This window comes from Nocardiopsis sp. NPDC006832 (assembly GCF_040635885.1).
Lineage (GTDB): Bacteria > Actinomycetota > Actinomycetes > Streptosporangiales > Streptosporangiaceae > Nocardiopsis.
Map to the genome: position 1 here is coordinate 1 of NZ_JBEYLC010000146.1, position 1,302 is coordinate 1,302.

Annotated in this window: 1 protein-coding gene; it reads left to right on the forward strand. The window is 64.0% G+C overall.

All coding sequences use genetic code 11. The annotated features are described in order from the left end of the window. Positions 1-62: 62 nt before the first annotated feature. A protein-coding gene (locus ABZ717_RS28635; protein WP_358516396.1) for an IS3 family transposase occupies positions 63-1,261 on the forward strand; the annotation gives its coding sequence in 2 pieces (ribosomal slippage) (positions 63-318 and positions 318-1,261; 1,200 coding nt in all). The last annotated feature ends 41 nt before the right edge of the window (positions 1,262-1,302 follow it).

Genomic DNA, 1,302 nt, shown 5'->3' on the forward strand with positions numbered 1-1,302 from the left:
CTTCGGTTCGGTAGACAGATGTCCACTTTCGGATAGTTTGCTACTGAATGAGGAGATTCAAGATGCCTAGGACCCGACCGGCCTACCCGCAGGAGTACCGCGAGCAAATCCTGTCGCTGGCTCGTATCGGACGCAGCGCCGAACAACTTGCGGCCGAGTTCGAACCCTCCGAGCAGACCATCCGCAACTGGATCCGCCAGGAACGTATCGACACCGGCAAACAACCCGGCATGACCAGCGATGACAAGTCCGAACTGGCCCGGTTGCGGCGGGAGAACGCTCAGCTGCGCGAGGAACGCGAGATCCTGCGTAAGGCCACGGCTTTCTTCGTCCGGGAGACCAGCAGGTGATCCACCGGCTGATCGACGAAGAAAAGGCGCACCACTCCGTCTCCCGTATGACCCGGCTGCTCGGTGTGTCGCGGCAGGGCTACTACCAGCACGTGCACCGATCCGAACGCGGCCTTGGGCCACGCGAGCGCTCCGACCAAGAACTGACTCAGCGGATCCGCTACCACCACGAGCAGTCCCGCGGCACCTACGGAGCCCCCCGGATCCAGGCCGACCTGGCCGAACTCGATGGGCTGCGGGCGGGCCGCAACCGCATCAACCGGCTCATGCGGCGCGAAGGTCTGGTGGGGGTGCACCGCCGCACCGGCCGCAAAAGCCTGACCGTCCAAGACCGGATGGCCACCACACCCCCGGATCTGGTGGGCCGTGACTTCACCGCCCCGGCCCCGAACCTGAAATGGACGGCCGATATCACCTACGTGCCCACCGACCAGGGGTGGCTCTACCTCGCGGTGGTCATGGACCTGTTCTCTCGAAAGATCGTGGGTTGGGCGATGGCCGCTCATATGCGTGCCGAGCTGGTCTGTGACGCGTTGACCATGGCGATCGGTGCCCGACGTCCGGAGGCGGGCCTGGTCCATCATTCGGACAAGGGCTCTCAGTACACGAGTTTGGCGTTCGGTCGGCGGTGCGAGGAGGCCGGGGTCAGCCCTTCGACCGGGCGGACCGGGTCGTGTTTCGACAACGCCGTCACCGAGAGCTTCTTCGCGTCATTGGAGACCGAGCTGATCGACCGCACCCGCTTCCTCACCCGGATGGAGGCGCAGCGGGAGGTGTTCTCCTATATCGAGGGGTTCTACAATCCGTGGCGTCGGCATTCGGCGAATGGTCGGCTCAGCCCGGTCGAGTATGAACGTCGCCACACTGAGCGGGCCCGGAATGACTCCGCTGAACTGGCTGAAACCGCGTAAAATCCCAGTTCACAGGTGTCCACCGAACCGAAGCAACTTCA